The 19,435-nt window shown below is 32.9% G+C and carries 20 protein-coding genes and 4 tRNA genes; 16 read left to right on the top strand and 8 right to left on the bottom strand.

What is annotated here, in order from left to right:
• Positions 1-124 precede the first annotated feature (124 nt).
• From OLM51_RS02165 to OLM51_RS02140, 6 genes are all read left to right on the top strand, one after another.
• Complete coding sequence (locus OLM51_RS02165; protein WP_264552778.1) at positions 125-790, top strand: hypothetical protein; 666 nt, start codon at positions 125-127, stop codon at positions 788-790.
• A 111-nt stretch (positions 791-901) separates the two neighbouring features.
• Positions 902-1,183, top strand: a complete 282-nt coding sequence (locus OLM51_RS02160; RefSeq protein WP_264552777.1) for a helix-turn-helix domain-containing protein — start codon at positions 902-904, stop codon at positions 1,181-1,183.
• A gap of 4 nt (positions 1,184-1,187) precedes the next feature.
• Entirely contained in the window at positions 1,188-1,460 is a 273-nt protein-coding gene (locus OLM51_RS02155) for a hypothetical protein (RefSeq protein WP_264552776.1), read from the top strand.
• Complete coding sequence (locus OLM51_RS02150; RefSeq protein ID WP_264552775.1) at positions 1,457-1,906, top strand: hypothetical protein; 450 nt, start codon at positions 1,457-1,459, stop codon at positions 1,904-1,906. Before OLM51_RS02155 ends, OLM51_RS02150 begins: the two co-directional genes overlap by 4 nt.
• A gap of 20 nt (positions 1,907-1,926) precedes the next feature.
• Positions 1,927-4,668 carry a hypothetical protein gene (locus OLM51_RS02145; RefSeq protein ID WP_264552774.1) on the top strand — a complete coding sequence of 914 codons (2,742 nt, stop codon included), beginning with the start codon at positions 1,927-1,929 and terminating at the stop codon, positions 4,666-4,668.
• Between the two features lie 24 nt (positions 4,669-4,692).
• A complete protein-coding gene (locus tag OLM51_RS02140; RefSeq protein WP_264552773.1) occupies positions 4,693-5,391 on the top strand; it encodes a hypothetical protein in 699 nt (232 codons plus the stop codon).
• A gap of 407 nt (positions 5,392-5,798) precedes the next feature.
• On the opposite strand, the gene OLM51_RS02135 is transcribed toward OLM51_RS02140, so the two are convergent.
• Positions 5,799-6,068 carry a helix-turn-helix domain-containing protein gene (locus OLM51_RS02135; RefSeq protein WP_264552772.1) on the bottom strand — a complete coding sequence of 90 codons (270 nt, stop codon included), beginning with the start codon at positions 6,066-6,068 and terminating at the stop codon, positions 5,799-5,801.
• A gap of 163 nt (positions 6,069-6,231) precedes the next feature.
• On the opposite strand from OLM51_RS02135, the gene OLM51_RS02130 reads away from it, so the two are divergent.
• The gene (locus OLM51_RS02130) at positions 6,232-6,783 is read left to right on the top strand and encodes a hypothetical protein (protein ID WP_264552771.1); all 552 of its coding nucleotides are present in this window, start codon (positions 6,232-6,234) and stop codon (positions 6,781-6,783) included.
• A 223-nt stretch (positions 6,784-7,006) separates the two neighbouring features.
• Positions 7,007-7,363 (top strand): hypothetical protein, encoded by a 357-nt coding sequence (locus OLM51_RS02125; protein ID WP_264552770.1) that lies wholly within the window; start codon positions 7,007-7,009, stop codon positions 7,361-7,363.
• 508 nt (positions 7,364-7,871) lie between these two features.
• On the opposite strand, the gene OLM51_RS02120 is transcribed toward OLM51_RS02125, so the two are convergent.
• A tRNA-Leu gene (locus tag OLM51_RS02120) sits at positions 7,872-7,951 on the bottom strand.
• Positions 7,952-8,238: 287 nt separating this feature from the next.
• Between OLM51_RS02120 and OLM51_RS02115 the strand changes: the two genes are divergently transcribed.
• Entirely contained in the window at positions 8,239-9,180 is a 942-nt protein-coding gene (locus tag OLM51_RS02115; protein WP_264552769.1) for a ribose-phosphate pyrophosphokinase, read from the top strand.
• A gap of 123 nt (positions 9,181-9,303) precedes the next feature.
• A complete protein-coding gene (locus tag OLM51_RS02110; protein WP_053472910.1) occupies positions 9,304-9,915 on the top strand; it encodes a 50S ribosomal protein L25/general stress protein Ctc in 612 nt (203 codons plus the stop codon).
• Positions 9,916-10,278: 363 nt separating this feature from the next.
• On the opposite strand, the gene OLM51_RS02105 is transcribed toward OLM51_RS02110, so the two are convergent.
• Entirely contained in the window at positions 10,279-11,319 is a 1,041-nt protein-coding gene (locus OLM51_RS02105) for a Gfo/Idh/MocA family oxidoreductase (RefSeq protein ID WP_264552768.1), read from the bottom strand.
• Positions 11,320-11,513: 194 nt separating this feature from the next.
• Complete coding sequence (locus OLM51_RS02100; RefSeq protein WP_264552767.1) at positions 11,514-12,584, bottom strand: NADH:flavin oxidoreductase/NADH oxidase; 1,071 nt, start codon at positions 12,582-12,584, stop codon at positions 11,514-11,516.
• Positions 12,585-12,784: 200 nt separating this feature from the next.
• On the opposite strand from OLM51_RS02100, the gene rseP reads away from it, so the two are divergent.
• From rseP to OLM51_RS02075, 5 genes are all read left to right on the top strand, one after another.
• Positions 12,785-14,125, top strand: coding sequence for an RIP metalloprotease RseP (gene rseP, locus OLM51_RS02095; protein ID WP_264552766.1), 1,341 nt, complete (start codon positions 12,785-12,787; stop codon positions 14,123-14,125).
• A gap of 86 nt (positions 14,126-14,211) precedes the next feature.
• Positions 14,212-14,285 (top strand) — tRNA-Asn (locus OLM51_RS02090).
• Between the two features lie 38 nt (positions 14,286-14,323).
• Positions 14,324-14,397: transfer RNA gene (locus tag OLM51_RS02085), tRNA-Asn, on the top strand.
• 393 nt (positions 14,398-14,790) lie between these two features.
• Positions 14,791-14,868 (top strand) — tRNA-Asn (locus tag OLM51_RS02080).
• 61 nt (positions 14,869-14,929) lie between these two features.
• A complete protein-coding gene (locus OLM51_RS02075) occupies positions 14,930-15,226 on the top strand; it encodes a GIY-YIG nuclease family protein (RefSeq protein ID WP_264552765.1) in 297 nt (98 codons plus the stop codon).
• Positions 15,227-15,340: 114 nt separating this feature from the next.
• Here the strand turns inward: OLM51_RS02075 and OLM51_RS02070 are convergent, their stop codons facing one another.
• Positions 15,341-16,033, bottom strand: coding sequence for a tetratricopeptide repeat protein (locus OLM51_RS02070; RefSeq protein WP_264552764.1), 693 nt, complete (start codon positions 16,031-16,033; stop codon positions 15,341-15,343).
• A 275-nt stretch (positions 16,034-16,308) separates the two neighbouring features.
• On the opposite strand from OLM51_RS02070, the gene OLM51_RS02065 reads away from it, so the two are divergent.
• Positions 16,309-16,698 (top strand): helix-turn-helix domain-containing protein, encoded by a 390-nt coding sequence (locus OLM51_RS02065; protein WP_264552763.1) that lies wholly within the window; start codon positions 16,309-16,311, stop codon positions 16,696-16,698.
• A gap of 267 nt (positions 16,699-16,965) precedes the next feature.
• Here the strand turns inward: OLM51_RS02065 and OLM51_RS02060 are convergent, their stop codons facing one another.
• From OLM51_RS02060 to OLM51_RS02050, 3 genes are read right to left on the bottom strand one after another with little or no spacing between them, the layout of a single operon-like run.
• Positions 16,966-17,712 (bottom strand): hypothetical protein, encoded by a 747-nt coding sequence (locus OLM51_RS02060; RefSeq protein ID WP_264552762.1) that lies wholly within the window; start codon positions 17,710-17,712, stop codon positions 16,966-16,968.
• 4 nt (positions 17,713-17,716) lie between these two features.
• Complete coding sequence (locus OLM51_RS02055) at positions 17,717-18,307, bottom strand: hypothetical protein (RefSeq protein ID WP_264552761.1); 591 nt, start codon at positions 18,305-18,307, stop codon at positions 17,717-17,719.
• A 4-nt stretch (positions 18,308-18,311) separates the two neighbouring features.
• The gene (locus OLM51_RS02050; RefSeq protein WP_264552760.1) at positions 18,312-19,016 is read right to left on the bottom strand and encodes a TIGR04255 family protein; all 705 of its coding nucleotides are present in this window, start codon (positions 19,014-19,016) and stop codon (positions 18,312-18,314) included.
• Between the last annotated feature and the right edge of the window lie 419 nt (positions 19,017-19,435).

Here is a 19,435-nt window from a genome sequence, read left to right as displayed (position 1 = left end):
CTTTGTTTTGAAAAAGTATTGAGTATTAAGCAGACGAGTAATATAATATATTACTCATACAGACAAATACAATTTTAGAAAAAGAAAAAATATAACACGTTCAAAAGTTAAAACTGGCATCATTATGAATATTTATTACACATTTAAAAACTTCAAAGAGAACTATAGTAGCGAGTTAACAAACTTTCTAAAGGCATACGAAGACAATGATGAGGTTGACTTTTGTAACGAACAAATAAGACTTTATAATCATTGTTTGGAAAATGTAATTGTTTTTCTACCTGAAGCATCTAATAAGCATTATACAAAGCCTCAACTTACAGGGGAAAATCTAATTGATGAAATACTTAATAAGATAAGAACGCGCTATGTAGGCGGTAAGCTTGTTGATCATGAGAGTAAACATATTGAAAAGGAAGCTGAAGTTTTTCATTTTGACTTTGAACTTGCTGAAAACCTAGGCAAAAGTTTTTCTAAAATAATAACCTTTTTGGAAGATAAAAAATTAGAATCTGGAACATCAATCGATACGTCAATAATCAACACAATAGATTGGCAAGGATCAACTTTAGATTTTTCTGAATTTACAAAAGCCTTAATTGAAAGTGGTTATATTGGTAAAGTCAAAAATGAAGCAATAGTGTTTGAAAAAATGAAACGTTTTTTCAATGTTAAAGATTTTGATAAAAGCGATAAACTAAAACAAGTTAGAAATAGAACCAAAGAACTAACACCGGTAATCAATACTTTAGAAACCTCATTATTGAACTGGATAAAAAGAAAAGATTAAACGTAATTAAATTTAAAAATGTTAAAATTTAAACCCACTAATACACCACTGGTAAGTTAGTGGGTGTTTTGTTTCAATTCATTTGCACCATAACAATTAAACATTTTAGTTATGAGCGCAACTGTTCAATTTATACAAACTACACCTGAAGAACTCAAAAGCGAAATAGCAGCTGGAGTAAAAAATCAATTAGAAGAATTTCTAAAACATTTCACGCCAAAACAACCAAACGAATATTTGACCCGTCAAGATGTGGCCCAAATGTTTAGTGTAGATTTATCTACTATTCACAATTGGTGCAAATCAAAAAAGCTAAAACCACTAGGACTTGGATCCCGTGTTTACTTCTTACGTTCTGATATCGAAGAAAGCTTGAAACCTTTGAATGAATAGGGCTATGAGTACGGACAAAACTCCAAAGGACCAATTAGCCAAGGTATTTAATTCTTTTTTTGAGTTTCCAAAGACAATGAAAGAAGTCGATGTAGAAACCGAAATAATGCGTGAAAACATTTGCAGATACGTTAGGACTTTTAGAAAGGAGAACCGTATTGCATTAGTAGGTTATCGTAGATGCAAAATAACCGGAAGTGACAGGGTTGGAATTTATTCGACTAATCCGGATCTCTTTCCAGAACCTTCAAGGCAAACTAATATTCCTGGACAATGAAGACAAGATACATTAAACCAGAAAGTGTAAAAGCCCTAGAAGCATTGGCACTCAAAAGAACTAAGGAGCAGTATCCTAATTTCCCTTATCCACCAAAACAAAGTTACAGAGATGATAAAACAAACGATCTGACTCGTTGTGTAATTGATTTTGTGAATTTAAATAATTATCAAGCTGAGCGAATAAATTCTACTGGCCAACAAATAAACCTCAACGGCAAAACAAAATGGATAAAAGGGAGCGGCCAAGTAGGCACTTCTGATATTTCGGCAACCATAAAAGGCAGAAGCATCAAGATTGAAATTAAGTGCGAAGGTACTAGGGATAATTACCAAAGTAAAGATCAAATTGAATATCAAAAACAAATTGAACGAGCTGGAGGCGTTTATATTGTTATTCGGAACTTTACTCAGTTTTACGATTGGTTTAACGCATTTGTAAATTAAGAACAATTATTTTTTACAATATGGATAAGAGGAAAATTATAGAATTAGATATTGATGTTGAGGCCATCATTGCAAAATCAGCCTCATTAAAAACAGAGCTTGATAAAGCACGTGAAGCTCAGGCTGCATTGAAAAAAGCCGGGGACACATCAAGTGATACTTATGTACAGATTTCCGCTAAAGTTTCAAAACTTTCCGGAGAATACAACATGAACCAGAAGCAACTCGTTAATTTGCTTAATGCTAATAGAGAATTTTTAACAGTTAATGAAAAAATATCATTGGCATTAGATCAACAAAATAAATCTATTACAGATGCAAAAAATAATAATGCAGAACTCAAAAAAATTCGTAATGAATTAAATATTGCAGATGAGAATCATTTAGAAATTTTAAATGAGTTAAATGCTAAAATTGATGCAAATGATAAATTTATAAAAGAAAATGTTTCGGAACTCGAAAAGCAAAAAATAGGGATTGGGGATTATACATCAGCCATTAAAGATGCTGTTGCAGAAACAGGATTGTTTGGAGGTGAATTAAAAACAATCGGAGATGCATTAAAACAAACTTCAAGTTTATTTGTTCCGTTGAAAAATGGTATTGTTGAAGCTGCAAAAAACATGAGAAATGCTGCCGATGGAACTGAGGGAATGACAGCATCTCAAAAGGCACTTACAATTGCAACTAACTTAGGAGCCGGTGCAATGAGAATTTTTTCATTGGTACTTGCAGCTACTGGAATTGGACTTATTGTAGTTGCAATCGCTCTACTAATTAGTTACTTCAAAACATTCGATCCATTAGTTGATAAAATAGAGCAAGGCATGGCTGCTTTTGGTGCAGCAATTAGGGTTGTTCAGCAAGCGCTTGCATCGTTATTTGATTCATCACAAGATTCTGGAAAAGCATTTTCAGATTTAGGAGATAATATGGCTAAAGCCGCAAGGGATGCAGCTAAATTAAAAGCAGCTCAACAAGATCTAGCTGACTTACAAAATTCACAAGAGGTTGCAAATGCAAAAGCGGCCCAACAATATGATGAGTTGATAGTCAAATCAAAAAACAGAACCCTTACCGAAAAAGAAAGAATTGCTTTTTTGCAGAAAGCAGAGGCAATCGAAACAGCAAATTACAAACAACGTTCCGCTAATGCACAAGCCGCATTAGATCAAGCAATAGAAGCCGCAAGAATCAAAGGCTCTTTGTCAAGTACTGAACTTGAAAACCTAAAACGTAATACAATTGCTTACGGTACTTACCTATTAAACTTAGGTAAAATTACTGATGAAGAACTTAAAATGTTAAAGGAAGCAGAACTTGGTAAAATTGCCATTGATGCAGAATCAACAAAACGTTTAGAGAAAAATCAAAATGCACAAGATAAACTTTATGAAGACGCCCAGGCTAAAAGAGAAAAGGCAGCTCAAGATGCACTCGAAGCAGAGAAAAAAAGACAAGAAGCATTACAAAAAATATTAGATGATGATGCAGCAAAAGCAAAAGCAGAGCTTGAATTATTTATTTCTCAACAGGGAATTCGTGCAAAATCATTAGCTGAAGCATTGAAATATGAAGAGCAAATTCGAGACAAGAAATTGCAAATTGCTCAACTGGAATTTGATGCTACCAAAAAAACGGAAATAGATAAGCTTAAACTTCTAACAGATCAAAATAATATCAAAAATGATTTCTTAAGAGCTCAGGCAAATGTTGTTATAACCATTGCGGATCAAGAATTACAGGCTTTTTTAGCCAACAATAAGATAAGACTTGATGCTAATAAGTTTCTAACTGATGAGCTAGTTGCACAAGAAATAGATCGTTTAAATCGCATATCAGAGGCTGAAGCAGCCTTTCAGACAAAAAGATTAGAAGAGGGGCAGATAAATGCTGAGGAGTATAATTCTGAAATTAAAGCAATAGATGATAGGTTTGCAGAGGAAAAGAAAGCTCTTGAAGAAGAAAAAAGACTTGCTGAAATTGATAGAAGAGCAATTGATTTAGAAAATAAAATAGCTATTAATCAAGAAGATCTGGATTTGAAAATTCAAAAATTAGAACAGGAAAGATTGATTGAAATTAAAGCAGCTGAAAAAAATGGCGCTAGTATTGAGTTGATAAATAAAAAATATGCTAAATCTGAAGTTGAATTGCGTAAAGAGGTTGAATTAGTGAAGCTGCAAGTTATTGCAAAAACGCTAAGTGAAGCTGCAGGGTTGTTTAAAGAAAATACAGTAGCTTTTAAAGCTTTGGCAATCGCAGAAGCTACAATAAATACTTTGGTTGGAGCAACTAGAGCTTTGAAAGATTATGCTTATCCTTTAGGCGGAATAGTTGCTGGGGTTACAATTGCTACTGGATTTGCTACTGTAGCAAAGATATCAGGGCTTAAATTAGCTAAAGGAGCAGTTGATTTAGATGGACCAGGTACCGGAACTAGCGACAGTATTCCGGCCATGCTTTCAAAAGGAGAATCGGTTATAACTGCAAAGGCTACTGCAAACAATAGAGACTTACTTCGCGCAATGAATGCCAATGCGGGAATTGATTTTTCAAGTCAATTTTTACCATCATCTGTTGTGAATATGTATAAAAATACTCAAACAACTAATGCAAAAGATATTGATTATGATTTATTAGCTGCCAAAGTAGCTGAAGCAAATAAGAGTCTGCCAGCTCCTAAAGTTGCGGTAACAGATATAAATTATGAACAAGGAGAATATCTTAGAATTGTAGATGGTGCAGACTTATGGACCTAAATTAGAACAGATAAAGATGAGGTCATGATAAAAAAAGATGAACGTTATTTTAATTTTCCGATACAGATACTGCAATCTTTTCTTGTTGATGACCGCAAAGTATTAGATAATATTATTGCCTATGCCATTTATGAAAACTCATTAAAGTTAGAATATGGTTCTGAGCTAGAAAAGATAAAATCAAGTTCAAAATATTATGCCATAGCGTTGGGGAGCTATGAAAGAGTATTTGATAATGGAAAAAGTCTTTATGACAGTTTGCCAATTAACTCCCCTAAAGTAGGCTTAAGTATTTCTATATTTTGGGATTTCTATAATAATGATAAAACAGAATTTGATAAAATATGCTTACTGGCTTTTTTGGGTATTAAAAGTATTATAGGGACCAAACCGTATCACAAAGCAACTAATTTGTTTTTATGGGCAAGGATGGATGGCAAAATAAGATCAATAAATGAGATTGCAGAATTATCTAAAGAAGTCAAAAAGTATGCAAATGAGTATCAAACAAAAAAAATTAAAATAGCATTACGTAATAATTGGGGATTGATTACTTATGCACGACATACAAGAGGTTTTTATGTTAGCTTTAAGATAACACTCAAACAGTTGATTTTAGAAGCAGAAAAACGTAGAAATTCAACTAAAGAGAAGCAATACAAGGAATATGAAAAAGAAGTGCTGAAAGAAGTGTTAGAGCAATTAAAAACAACACGAGCATAACACGAGCTATAATAAGAGTTTTTGTCTATTATTTATATTTTGTTTTTATTTATTTTTTAAAACTACACGACCTATAAAAAGATATTCTAGAAAGAATCTTTAAAAAGAACTTTTAAAAAAAATATCTTAAAAGAGAGTTTTAAAAAAGAAAAAAGTTCCGAAAAAAAAGAAAAAAGAGGGAACTAATGATGCTCCCTCTTAGAAAACCTTGTTATTCCTGTCGTTTTTTTTAATTCCTAGATTGTGATCAAATATCTCCAGATTTTTATTTCTCAGAAGACTTTTTCGAAGTCACTACACGCGCGTAATGAAAGATTATGAAGAGTTTTTTCAGTCCATAATAAACAGAAAGAAATAGCTGACATTTGAAGCAGCTGGTTACTTGATTAAATACTAGTTTTTCCAGATTATTCTTTTTTTAATTCTCCTATAGGAACATAAATTCCGTCTCGAAAAACAAAAACAGTTTCCGTTTCAGATGATTTTGTCGGATTGAATAGGTCTTTAATGTCTACATCCAAAAACTCAGCAATTTTAATTAATAATTCAAACCGAGGTTGTTGCTTTTCAGTAATTATTTGACTGATACTAGTAGTTGAAACGCCTACTTTTTCAGAAAGCTCTTTGCTTGTTATTCCTTTTTCAATTAATAACTCTTTTAGTTTTAAAATACTCATAATTTAATATTGTAAATAGTTTAGCAAATATACATGATTTAACTATTGGTTTAATTATTTTAAAATAAAATAAACTATTAGTTAATTTGTTTTTGATTTTTGCTTACATTTGAAACACAGTTATTTAACTGATAGTTAATTATAAACACAAAATAAATAAGAAATGGTACTTACAAGAAATCAAGCAGAAGTTACCCCGAAAGGGTATTTAGAGAAAAGAGAATATAATTCATTTATGGTATTAGACACGAAAAGTTTTCTTTACTCGGAGGAAAAACAATCATTTGGTTATAGTATTGAAATATTAAATCTAATAAGGGTTGCCTGTATGGCAAACAAGATGTGCTTAGATTTTAAATCAAGTTTTTTTATTGACATAGATATCTATCATAAAGCAATCAACAGTGTTATGAATAATAAATCTTTTTCAGATTCTGAGCTTGAAATTTATTTTGAAACTGACCAGAAAAAAGAAGAGTTTTTAACTTTTTCACGTAGTTTAGCAGATCTTGAAAATGAGTTTTATTTACCTTATGAAATAGATTATATCCTCCTGGGCATAGATATGGCTGCGTATAATAATCTGAATGAAGATAAAAAAGGTGAACTAAGTGACAACTATGGAGATATTGCATGCGATATGCGATTAAAAAAAATGGAAATTTCAGATTTCATTTTGAAAGCAAAGAAACTTATTGATGATATCAAACAATAAAATTTAGAAAGTAGAAATTTCGATCGGTAATTGGATATGAAGAGTTTTTTGAGTCCATAAGTAAATGAAGGTTTTTCGGAAGTCATTACGCACGTAGAGTAATAAAAAGTTTTTTGAGTCAATAAGGAATTGAAGTCGCAGCTTCTGAAGATGTTACGGAAAACCGTTTTTAACTGTATGTAGAAAAGATTAGTTTTGAATCAATTAATTAAAATCATAAAAAATGAAAAAAATATTATTAAGTTTCGCTTTGCTTTTAGGTTTCGTGAGTTTTGGTCAAACAATTAATGGAATTCCCATTAAAGATTTGGATGTGCAATATTTACAAATAGTAGGAACTTCCAAGTTAATGTCCTCAAAGCTTACAATTACAATTGACATAGGCCAAAAGACGAAGTATTTTTCCAGCAATACGGATGCTACTCTTTTAAAAGATGAAAAAGGAGAAGGTTTAGTGTTCAATTCAATGATAGATGCCTTAAACTTCATGTCTTCGCAAGGATATAGTTTTGTAACATCCAACATAATATCACTCGGAGGTCAAAATGTCTACCACTATTTAATGAAAAAAAGCATTTAAGATTAAAACAAAGGCGAACCATTCCGGAACGCCTTTTTTTATTTCTATTGTTCATTCTAAAACAAAGGTCTGGAAGAGTTTCGGAATCTATAATTAGATAAAGGTTTTTTCCCAGTCATTACGCGTATGTAAGAGTATTGAAGAGTTTTCGGGATCCATAAGGAAATGAAGACTTTATTGAAGTCACTACGCGCACGCGATGAAACAAAGAATTTTGAGAGTCGATAGATAACGAAGATTATTTAGGTCAAGAGCTGGATAAATTAGAACCTATTGATAAATTTCTTATCTAAATATTCGCGTTTCAAAACCTTGCCACATAAAAAAACGGGAGTTGTTCAAGCTCCCGTTTTGCGTTGTTCAAACGTTGGTTTATAATTGGCATCGTAAACCATCACAAATGTATGTTTTTTTTAGTGTTTCTCGAAATGTCGGGCAAATAGCGGGCAAATGAAATAAAAAAAGCCTGTAAAACGTTGACTAACAACGCTATTACAGACTTTTAATGTACCCGGAGCCGGAGTCGAACCGGCACGGTTTCCCACAGGTGTTTGAGACCAGCGCGTCTACCAATTCCGCCATCCGGGCTTAGCAGACGAAAAAACAATCTAAACGATCATTTTAACGCAATAGAATGAAGTCATAAATACTGTCATTCCTTTAACACGGTGCAAATGTAAAAAATAAAATTAAAAATTCTAATAAAAATACTTAAATATTTCCTTTCAGTGTTCAATAAATTTTATAAATTTGCACCTCGTTAAAACGACGCACACACAACTAACTACATCCGAGGCATTTATACGCATTTAGCTTTACCTAGAAGGATAAAGAAAAATTGTACTAAGCGCAACGGAGCAAAAACAACAATTATAATGTCGCACCTAGAACCAGAAGCTAAAATTTTTGCTTGTTCACAAAGTGTTTATCTTGCAGAAAAAATTGCAGAACAATACGGAATTCCGTTAGGAAAAGTAACGATGTCAACGTATAGCGATGGAGAATTTCAGCCATCATACGAAGAGTCAATAAGAGGATTACGCGTTTTTATCGTGTGCTCAACATTTCCAACTGCAGATAATTTGATGGAATTGTTATTAATGATTGATGCGGCAAAACGTGCATCAGCAAGACATATTACAGCTGTTATGCCTTATTTTGGTTGGGCAAGACAAGATAGAAAAGACAAACCAAGAGTACCGATTGGAGCAAAATTAGTAGCTAATTTATTAGATGCTGCCGGAGCAACAAGAGTAATGACAATGGATTTACACGCAGATCAAATCCAGGGGTTTTTCGAAAAACCGGTAGATCATTTATTTGCATCTACAATCTTTTTACCATATGTAGAAAGTTTAAAGTTAGAAAATCTGACTATTGCATCTCCGGATATGGGAGGTTCAAAAAGAGCATATGCTTACTCTAAGTTTTTAGAATCAGATGTAGTAATCTGTTACAAACAAAGAAAAGCAGCCAACGTTATCGACACTATGGAGCTAATTGGTGAAGTAAAAGGACGTAACGTAATATTAGTAGACGACATGATCGATACAGGAGGAACTTTGGCAAAAGCTGCAGACCTAATGATCGAAAAAGGAGCACTAAGCGTAAGAGCAATTTGTACACACGCTATATTATCTGGCAATGCGTATGAAAAAATTGAAAACTCAAAATTAACAGAATTAATCGTTACAGATTCTATTCCGTTAAAGAGACATTCAGACAAAATTAGAGTAGTGAGTTGTGCACCTCTTTTTGCCGAAGTTATGCACATGGTGCACCACAACAATTCCATTAGTGGAAAATTTATAATGTAAAAGGCTATATGCTTTAGGCTTTAAGCTATAAGCTATTTCACAATTACAAAAAAAGCCTAAAGCCTAGTGCCTAAAGCTTAAAGCAAACAAGAATATTTATTTAATAACTATATTTTTTTTACAATGAAATCGATTACAATTAAAGGATCAGAAAGAGAAAGCGTGGGCAAAGTGTCAACTAAAGCCTTACGTAATGCTGGAGCGGTTCCTTGCGTGTTATACGGAGGAAATCAGGCAGTACACTTCTCAGCAGACGCTGCAGCGTTCAAAAACTTGGTTTACACTCCAAATGCACACACAGTTGTGATTGAGCTTGGAAAAGGAAAATCATTCAATGCAATTTTGCAAGATATTCAGGTTCACCCGGTATCTGACAAAATTTTACACATTGATTTCTTCCAATTATTTGATGATAAAGAAATCACTATGGAAGTTCCTGTGAAAATCGTTGGTACATCTAAAGGTGTTCTTGCAGGAGGTGTTTTACGTCTTAACACTCGTAAATTAAAAGTTAAAGCTTTACCTAAAAATCTTCCTGATTTTGTTGAGGCAGACATCACTCCACTTGAAATGGGTAACAAATTATACGTTACTAAAGTTGGTGCTCCAGAATACAAAATTATGCACCCAGACAACACAGTTGTTGCTCAGGTAAGAATTTCTCGTGCTGCTATGAAAGCTGCTCAAGAAGCTGCAAAAGCTGCAAAAGCTCCTGCAAAAGGAAAGAAAAAATAATTTTTTTCAACTCTATACAAAAAGCCTCAATCTTACGATTGGGGCTTTTTTTTTACTTCTATCCCGAAGCTTTGGGACTAAGGTGCTGAGGTACTAAGGCATTTTGTTATGAAAAGGCTTCGACTTCGCTCAGCCTGACAAATAATAGGAGTGTCAGGCTGAGCGGAGTCGAAGCCCTTTGTAAACAATTATCAATGGTTTTATTATCTAATTTTTTTAGGAGCAGAAAATTCCGTTTTCAGAAGACGTGACATTCCTGCCATTCGCTATATCTTTTCATCCGCTAAAAAGCGGATAAAAAGGATACCGCTGCTGTCAGGGCTAGCGAGAAGTATATTTTTTCAGAAGTAGTTAATACGGAAATTATAAATTAATAACTTTTCGTTCAGTATTACTTGCAATTGCAGCTTCAATAATCTGCATTACTTTAACACCGTCTTGTGCGGTAACCGGTTCTGTAATATTGTTGGTAATGGAATTGTAAACACCATCAAAAAACGAAAAATAATTTCCTTGTAGTGTGGGAATCTTTTCGCGAACAGGCTTTCCGTCAATTTCGGTATGCAGAAGACCCTGTAAATCTTCAGACTCTGTTCCCCAGGATTCTAAATTAGGTTTTTCTCCAATTTTTAAATTATCTTCCTGAACATCGCCGCGAGGTTTTAAGAAAGAACCTTTTTTACCATGAATGGTATAAGCAGGATTGGCTTCTCTCACAAAAAAACCGGCTTTCAATCTTACTCTGAAAACTTCATAAATCAATAATAAATCGATCCAGTCATCAACCAAAGAATTTTCTCGTGTGATTCTGATATCAGCAAAAACTGATTTTGGAGAGCCAAACAAACAAACGGCCTGATCTATTAAATGCGGACCTAAATCTTTCAGGATTCCCGCGCCATCATTGGCAGTTTCCTTATGTGCTTTTGGACTTAATAAAGGATTGTAACGATCAAAGTGAAATTCGGCTTCGACTAATTCGTCCAGAACACCGTCATTAATAATTTTTTGAACTGTTTTAAAGTCGCTGTCCCATCTTCTGTTGTGAAAAACAGCTAGTTTTAGTCCTTTCTCTTTTGCAATTTGGGCTAATTCTTCTGCTTCGGCCACGGTTGTTGTAAATGCTTTTTCTACAACGGCATGTTTCCCGGCCAGAAGTACTTTTTTTGCATATTCATAATGTGTTCCTACGGGGGTGTTTACGATAACCAAATGAACATCATCTGCTAATAAATCATCGATGGAATGATAGCTTTTTACTTCTGGATAATCTTGTTGAATGAGTTTTTTGCTTCTTTCCCAGGATCCTAATAATTCAAAACCCGGATGAATATCTAAAAACGGAGCGTGAAAAACTTTTCCCGACATTCCGTATGATAATAGTGCTGTTTTTATTTTTTGCATGTTTTTTTGGTTTTTTTTGGCCACAGATTAATGTGATTAAAAAGGATTTCTTTTTGCCACGACTCGACCGAAGGGAACAGGCGAATCAATTTCACTAATTTACACGAATTATTTTAAGTTTTTGAACGTGGTGATTTGTATAAATTCGTGGCAAAAAAACTAAAAAAAATCCCTTTAATCTGTGGCCAAACAAATTATAGTTTCGCTCTTTCGTATTGTTTTGGCCATTGAATATCGTGATCTAATTCTTTTGCAAAATCCAAAGGCAAGTTTGGGTTTCTCAATGATTCTCTTGCAAACAAAATCAAATCGGCCTGACCTTTATTTAGAATTTCTTCAGCTTGTTTCGCATTGGTAATTAAACCAACAGCTCCTGTTAAGATGTCTGCTTCTTTTTTTACTTTTTCTGCAAAAGGGACCTGATAACCCGGTCCAAGCGAAATCTTTTGATGAGAAACCAATCCGCCGGAAGAAACATCGATTAAATCTACTCCTTTTTCTTTTAGTATTTTTGAAAGCTGAACAGATTCGTCAGAATTCCATCCTCCTTCTGCCCAGTCTGTCGCCGAAATCCTTACGATTAAAGGCAAACTTGAAGGCCATTCTGTTTGAACAGCTTCTACGATTTCTACTGTGAGACGAATTCTGTTTTCAAAACTTCCTCCATATTCATCTGTTCTGATATTTGTAAGTGGCGATAAAAACTGATGTAAAAGGTAGCCGTGTGCAGCATGAATTTCCAGAACCTGATATCCGGCTTCAACTACTCTTTTTGTTGCAGTTTTAAAATCTGAAATTACTTTTTGAATTCCGTTTTTATCCAGGGCTTCCGGAAGAAAAGGTTCGTTTTCGTGATATGCGATTGCACTTGGTGCAACTGTCTGCCATCCGCCTTGAGCAAAATCTAATTTTTTATTTCCTTCCCATGGAGAAGAAACACTTGCTTTTCGTCCGGCATGTGCTAACTGGATTCCAGGAATTGCATTTTGGGAAACAATAAAGGTGTTGATTTGTTTTAATTTTTCAATGTGCTCGTCTTTCCAGATTCCTAAATCGGCAGGAGAAATTCTGGCTTCTGGAGAAACTGCCGTCGCTTCCTGAATAATAAGTCCGGCGCCTCCGCTCGCGCGGCTTCCTAAATGAACCAGATGCCAGTCATTTGCAAATCCGTCTTCGGCCGAATACTGGCACATTGGAGATATAGCAATTCTATTTTTTAAAGTAATGTTTTTTAAAGTTATAGGAGAAAATAATTGTGAAGCCATAATTGTAACTTTTAATGGTTTTGTGCTACCAATGGAACAGGGTAACCTTATAAAAAGTAAAGTTACGGCATCCTTATAAAAGGAGAAATCTAAATCTTTATTAATTAACAAACATTTAAAACCTTAAGTATTATCTTGCGGTCTTAAATTAAATCAGAAAACGTTACTTTTGTGCGTTAAATACGAACTAAAAATACAAAATGGATATAGTTATCAAACTCTCTCAATTTCTATTGAGTTTATCTTTACTTATTATTCTTCATGAATTAGGGCATTTTATCCCTGCAAAATTGTTTAAAACCAGAGTCGAAAAATTTTACTTGTTTTTTGATGTTAAATATTCGCTGTTAAAAAAGAAAATTGGCGAAACTGAATACGGAATCGGATGGTTGCCGCTTGGAGGTTATGTAAAAATTTCGGGAATGATCGACGAAAGCATGGACAAAGAACAAATGGCTTTGCCACCACAACCGTGGGAATTTCGTTCTAAACCGGCTTGGCAACGTTTAATTATTATGCTTGGTGGTGTTACGGTAAACTTTATCCTGGCTTTTATTATATATATAGGAATGGCTTTTGCTTATGGGGATACTTATATTGCAAACGCTGACTTAAAAGATGGGGTTGCAATAGATAATCCTGTTATGATTAAAGCTGGTTTTAGAACAGGTGATAAAATCATTTCTATTGATGGTAAATCTGTAGAAAATATGGATAAGGAGATGAATATGAATGTCATTATGGCTAAAGAAGTTTTGATTGAAAGAAACGGACAGCAGCAAACCATCAAAATGCCAACTGATTTTGTAGATCAGCTTTCTAAAACTGAAAAAGGTGTTCTTATTGATATCCGCAGACCTTTTGCAATTGGAAAAGTTGCCGAAGAATCTCCAAATCAGAATTTAAAGCCAAAAGATTTGATTCTTTCTCTTAACGGACAAAAAATTAAATATTTTGATGAAGCGAAAGTGATTTTAGCCGCTAATAAAGGAAAATCGATTCCGGCTGTTGTTTTACGTGATTTAAAAGAGACTCCAATTGAGTTGAAAGTTTCTGCAGAGGGGACTTTAGGAGTTCTTGCAGGTGGTTTAGACATGCAGTCATTAGAAAAATTAGGTTACTATAAAATAAGTACAAAAGAATATAGTTTTGCAGAGTCAATTCCGGTTGGACTTCAAAAAGGGAAAGATCAATTAGTGGGTTATGGAAAACAACTAAAAATGATTTTTAATCCGGAGACTAAAGCATACAAACAAGTAGGTGGTTTTGCTGCGATTTACAATATTTTTCCAAGTTCATGGAGTTGGGAAGTGTTTTGGTCAATCACTGCTTTATTATCAATTATGCTTGGAGTAATGAATTTATTGCCAATTCCGGCACTTGATGGCGGACATGTGATGTTTTTATTGTATGAAATCATTAGTGGTAAAAAACCAAGTGATAAATTCCTTGAAAACGCCCAAATGGTTGGGTTTGTATTACTTATAGCGTTGCTTTTGTTTGCAAACGGTAACGACATTTATAAGGCAATTATGAAGTAGAAAAAAAAATCAATAAAAAGAGTGAAAATGTTTTTGAGAAACTAAAAATAGTTTTATATTTGCACTCGCTAAAAAGAGCAACAACTTCCTCCTTAGCTCAGTTGGTTAGAGCATCTGACTGTTAATCAGAGGGTCCTTGGTTCGAGCCCAAGAGGGGGAGCAACTTTTTTTAGCAAACATATTTACCTTTAAGGTGATTCCTCCTTAGCTCAGTTGGTTAGAGCATCTGACTGTTAATCAGAGGGTCCTTGGTTCGAGCCCAAGAGGGGGAGCTTAATAAATACCACTTACAATTAGTAAGTGGTATTTTTTTTTGAGGTAATAACTGTTAATCAGAGCCCCGAAAGCTTTCGGGGTTGGTTCTCCTGATAGTTCTCGGGAAAGGGAAGGAGCTTAATAAATACCACTTACAATTAGTAAGTGGTATTTTTTTTTGAGGTAATAACTGTTAATCAGAGCCCCGAAAGCTTTCGGGGTTGGTTCTCGGGAAAGGGAAGGAGCTTAATAAATACCACTTACAATTAGTAAGTGGTATTTTTTTTGGGGAAGTAATAACTGTTAATCAGAGTCCCGAAGGCTTTCGGGGTTGGTTCTCCCGATGGCTGTCGGGAAAAAGGGGGAGCAACTTTTTTTAGCAAACATATTTACCTTTAAGGTGATTCCTCCTTAGCTCAGTTGGTTAGAGCATCTGACTGTTAATCAGAGCCCCGAAAGCTTTCGGGGTTGGTTCTCCCGATAGCTATCGGGAAAGAGAGAGCTAATTAAATAATACGTATAAATTTTAAATGATATTTTTGAAGCACAATGATTAATCACATTGTATATATTTTACATTCTCAAAAGCTTAATCGATATTATATTGGTTACACATCTAATTTTGATGTGAGATTGGAGTTTCATAGAAATTCACCTCCAAATAAATTTACTGCAAATGCAAATGACTGGGTATTGTTCTTTAGCTTAAGTTGTACAAATAAAACTCAGGCACTTTCTATAGAAAGACATATCAAAAATATGAAGAGCAAAATTTATATTGAAAATTTGGTTCAATATCCAGAAATATCAAATAAACTTCTGGAAAAATATAATACTGATTGTTAATCAGAGCCCCGAAGGCTTTCGGGGTTGGTTCTCGGGAAAGGGAAGGAGCTTAAAAAAAAAGACTATCATTACGATAGTCTTTTTTTTGCATAAAATGTAAAGTTTAACTCTTTATTACTTTTTAGCAGCTACTTTGCTGGTTAGATTTTTACTTTCGAACAATACCATCATTTCATTGGCTTTATCTATTTGATTAGTGGCTTTCAATGATTCGGCATAACGATAGTAATATATAGATTCTAAATTAGGAGACATAGTTAAGAGTTCTCCGTAGTATTTTGCGGCTTCATCCATATTACCATCAAAATACGATTTATCAGCCACTTTTTTAAGCATATCGGCAGATTTGTACCCTTTGTCTAAAACTTTCTCGTACGTGCGAGATATGTCTATGTCAATGTATTTTGGAGCCTCTTTTACATGTGCTACTTCTACCTTAACGGGCTTAACAGTTTCGTTGGGCACATCGACACCTATTTTGGCCATTAAAGGAACTTCTGTTGGTTTTGCTTTTGGTTTTCTGTAAATTGGAGTTACTGTTCTGGTATTGTTAGGACCAAGATCATATGTATTAACCATATCGAGTTTTGAGACTTCGTATTTGGTTATTCTTCTCCCGAAGGTCATATTGATCGTTTCCTCAACATAGTATGCTGCTATAACAAGTTCTTCGTCGTTCTTGTTGTCCGGTGTTAGTTTTGTTTTTCCATTTTCTGGGCTTTTAGTTGCGTTTGTTGGTTTTTGAGAAAAACAGGTGAAAGGAAAAACAAATACAATCGCTAGTAAAAGTGTTGCATAAGTTTTCATTAGAATTTGATTAAGTGGGTTTGTGATTTAATGTTGTATAAAGGTATTGATTTTGTTGCTGTTAGCTCTGTTTTTACTATGAATTGCGCATAAAGACGACAAAGAGTACAATTTGCTTTTTGGGCAACTGTAAATTGTTTTTCTATCGATTATTTACCGTGCGAAAAATTGTATTTTTGTGTTGTCCCCAAAAAACAGAAAATGTATTGTACAATTGTGCAATGGTATTTTACGAGACCAATAATTTTTCACGAATTTTTAAATATCTTTGAATTATGAGCACACTAACAAAACCAAATCATATAGGGCGAAAAATAAGCCGTATTCGTGAACTTCGTGATATGAAGCAGGAAGCATTGGCGCAGGCTTTAGGCACGAGCCAGCAAACGGTTTCTGCTATTGAAAACAGCGAAACAATTGATGATGAAAAACTTCAGGCAATTGCCGAAATATTGGGCGTGACTGTTGAAGGAATTAAAAATTTCTCTGAAGAAGCGGTTTTAAATATTATTGGAAATACATTAAATGACGGAAGTGTTATTAATGGAAATGCATACCACTGTAATTTCAATCCTCTTGATAAAGTTGTAGAACTTTATGAGCGTTTGGTTCAGGCAGAGAAAGATAAGGTTGAGTATTTGGAGAAATTGATGAAAGGGAAGTAGGATTCTTTTTGAAAATATATAATCTAAAACCCCTTAAACTGTAAGCAAAATATTTATTTAGCAATACATAAAACTATAAATTTAAACAAATATTGCAAGTTCTTTCTTAAACTCATTCATGAAATTTTCAATAAAAACAAAAAAGATAAATATTATAGTTAGTTATTGGAAAACACAAAGTCGTCAATTATGTTGATCTTAATTATAAAAAAACCGCCTGAAATAAGGCGGTTTTTTTATAATTATTTAGAGTCATCTAAAGCTTCATTAATTTAAAAAAACATTTTGATTTATAACCCCTGTTTCATCAACATTATGATATGCATTAACTCGGATAACATGTCTCATAATACTCTTAAAAAACGGTTGAGTCCAAACTGGTGAAGCAGATTTAACTTCTTTCTCATTAAAGTTCTTACTAATCATTTCTACATGCCAATAATTTAAAACCAAGGGGTCGTGAATTAGTTTTATTGTACCAGAAACCATATAATATAATTTTGCAGGATCGTTAGGATCTTTCACTGGTTCCAAAACTCCACCTCCCACAGCTTTTTCAAATTCACGAACTACTCTAGCATTATCTTTGCTATATGGAAAAGGAAAAGGAAAAGTTTTACCATCAATATTATTTGCATGCAAATATATCTCGCAACCCACTTCAGCAACTTTATAGTCTTTGAAAAAGTTTTTGAATGAAATTCTTTTATTATCTCGCCATTTACTACCTCCTGGTTTATTATGAGCTACAATGTATTTTAAATGTTCTTTTTTAAAAAACGCTCCAAGTAAATTAAGTGATAATTTGGGTAATCTCTCATTTGAAATAGCATCAAGTCGTAACAAATAACTTCCTCCAAATAATTGAAAAGTTTGTTCTAAAGATTTATCCGATCTGCGTAATAAATATATATTCTTATTAGATGCTAATAACAAATCAAAATCTATCTCATTAGAGAAATTCTCTTTTGGAAGAATTGATTCTGGGTAATCAATTTTTCCTATTATTTTCAAAAATTTACAGTGTAATGTAAGATTGAAATTTTTTAACAAAGTCTGAAATTTCCACGACATTACTAGATATAAGGTTTCTGTTAATAAAAAAGGAATAAAAAATTTGATTTTCGTTCAACCCATGCAATGCAGGATTGATAAATTTATCAATCATCAATAATTTTTCGCCATCAAAATTTAATGCAAAATGGATAGATTCATTATCTACGAATTCTACAGCAATATCATTAAAACTTAAGTGAGCAAGGTCATTTTGTAATTTACTTAGTGAATCAGCAAAAATTTCTTTATTAATACTTGATAATTGAATTTCTTCTTGAATTTTAACATCAATTTTCTTAATATTTTCAAAATATATTTTTTTCTCAGAATTTTTCCCAAAAATAACAAATATATTTCCCTTATGAAAAAAACTAAAATGATTGTCTTGTTTAAATGAGTTTGTATGCTCTATAGATTCATTTTCTCCACTAAAATTAGAATAATTAAGAATCTTAGTTATTCCTTCTGTGGACATAAGATGATCAATTCTTTTCAAATGATCACGTCTTGAAAGAGTTCTATATTCAGCAGGAATGTCTTGTAAATATGGCATAATATCAATATTCCGGATTTAACGTCTTAATGAAATCATCTTTTAGTAATCCAAAAAAAGTTCTTTTTAATAGTGAATGACCAGATTCAATGCAATTAACTATATCCGCATGCTCAACATTGTTCGATATTGACACGTCGATATCGATTAAATGTCCTTTCGTTTCTTCACTATTAAATGTGTTTTCAGTAATATCTTTTTTTAATTGCACTAACAAATCAAAATTTTCAGACAATATTTTCGTTGTGTACGATACAAAATTCTCTTCTAACTCATCAATTTTCATTGAAGGTACTTCCTTTAATATTGTAGCGAAATTCTCTACACTAAATTTTGATTGATATCTAATTCCTATTCTATCAATGGTATCAATAACCTTAGATCCTAAAATAAGTGATAAAATATCTTTAAAGCTAGTACTGTAATTTTTCCATAATTTATATTCCGTTATATTTTCAAAACTGATGAAATTTTCATTAAACGAAACTGAATAATCATCATTTGAAAAAACATAATCTGGATACAATTTTAACTCAGGATTTTTAATCCTTATATCTCGTGGTAAAGTAGTGCTTTCAAATTCTGGCAAAGCATCTGATAATTTACCGTAAAATAATTTGAAAATAGAGCTATGTTCTATTTCCGTTTTGAATCTTATTTCAATTGTTGAACTAACCAAAGGGTTAGGTGTAATTTTTGTTGGATACATTACTTATTTTAAAAGGTTGCAAAAGTACACATTAAATATGAAATATAAAATATTCAAATAAAATCGATTAACTGTGTTTTATTACCGTTATAATTATATGATAAATATATATATTAATTTAATCAAACGTGCATGCGTTAGGAAATATTTTACAGTTATTTCAGTAATAAAGTAAAAATACCTGATTACTGAAATAAAAATTATATTCTTAATTAAACATTATTCGAACAAATATAAACTGATTGTCGGTATTTTTACATTTGCCAGTAGAAATCTATCTGTTTCATTAGTTTAATTCGACGTCAAATATATACATATATTTATTTAATACTAATGACTTGTCAAGCCCTTTAACATATATGTTCGGTCAGTTTTCAAAATGAATTTATAACAACGTTATTTTATAGATTTAGACAGAA

It is taken from the genome of Flavobacterium sp. N2038, from assembly GCF_025947185.1.
Classification (GTDB): Bacteria; Bacteroidota; Bacteroidia; order Flavobacteriales; family Flavobacteriaceae; genus Flavobacterium.
The sequence above is the reverse complement of the archived record's forward strand: the minus strand, read 5'-3'. Positions and strand labels throughout refer to the sequence as shown.